1 protein-coding gene is annotated in these 1,158 nt (G+C 63.1%); it reads left to right on the top strand.

Going from position 1 to position 1,158, the window contains the following annotated elements:
- Positions 1 to 220: 220 nt before the first annotated feature.
- Positions 221 to 1,158, top strand: a 938-nt coding sequence (locus tag GGD66_RS41120; RefSeq protein WP_183262296.1) for an IS110 family transposase, incomplete at its 3' end; no start/stop codon positions are given.

Raw genomic sequence — 1,158 nt, 5'->3', positions numbered from 1 at the left:
CTTTGCCCACCCTTGTAATAGCGCGATCGTTTATCTTTGACCTGTTCCATGAGGAATGGCCTGCCGCGGTTTGCACCCCGCGACAGGCCGCTGGCGATCGGATCGAGCCCACCCAGAGCAGTTTATGGCTGCCCCGTAGCGTGATCGCGTCAGCACCTTCATCGGACCCGGATGGTTGCCGGAACAACTTGGTTCGCTTCACAAGGCAGGGTCGAGGAAGATGATACAGACTAGCATAACGACGGCTGGGATCGATACGTCCAAGGCTAAGCTCGATATCGCGGTTCACGGTCGAACCGAACGCTGGCAGGTCGCCAATGCCTTGCCGGGCTGGCGCGCTCTGGCAGCAAATCTGGTCAAAGCCGGCATCACGCGGGTCGGGATCGAGGCGACTGGCGGCTATGAACGTGGCGTGGTGGAGCATTTGCGGTCGGCCGGCTTCGCCGTGCTGTTACTGCAGCCGCTTCAGGTCAAGGCGTTCGGCCAGGTCCATTTGCGCCGGGCCAAGAACGATGCGCTCGACGCGGTCTTGATCGCGGCCTGCGCCGCAGCGCTCGATCCCCCAGAGGTCGCGCCGGATCCGCGATTGACCGAATTGGCCGACTATCTGACCTTCCTCGAGCAGATCGAGGAGGACATCAGGCGCTTCAAGACTCGGCTTGAGCACATCGACGAGCCTGCCTTGCGCCGCATCGTCAACAGCGACATCGCCAGGCTGAAGGCACGCAAGTCGACCCAGATCCGTGACATCGCCAAGCGCCTTCGCGCCTATGACGATCTGGCCAAGCGGCTCAAACTGGTGCTGAGCATTCCCGGCATTGGCGAGCGCACGGCGCTGGCGATCGTCATCCGCATGCCGGAGCTCGGCCGCGTCAGTCGAGAGGAAGCCGCAGCATTGGCCGGGCTGGCTCCCTTCGATTCGGATAGCGGCCAGCACCGCGGACAGCGCAAAATCGCCGGAGGCCGCAGCCGCCTGCGGCGCTCCTTGTTTGCGGCGGCCCTTCCGGCAGCATTCCGTTGGAACAGGGCCCTGATGGCGCTGTACGCCCGTCTCATGGCCAGGGGCAAGGTCCACAACGCAGCACTCATCGCCTGCGCCAGGAAGCTCCTCATTTACGCCAATACTGTCGTACAGCGCGGCACGCCATGGATCGAAAA

The sequence above is a fragment of the Bradyrhizobium sp. CIR48 genome, from assembly GCF_014198315.1.
In the GTDB taxonomy this organism is placed as follows: domain Bacteria; phylum Pseudomonadota; class Alphaproteobacteria; order Rhizobiales; family Xanthobacteraceae; genus Bradyrhizobium.
This window is presented reverse-complemented; position numbering and strand designations above follow the sequence as displayed.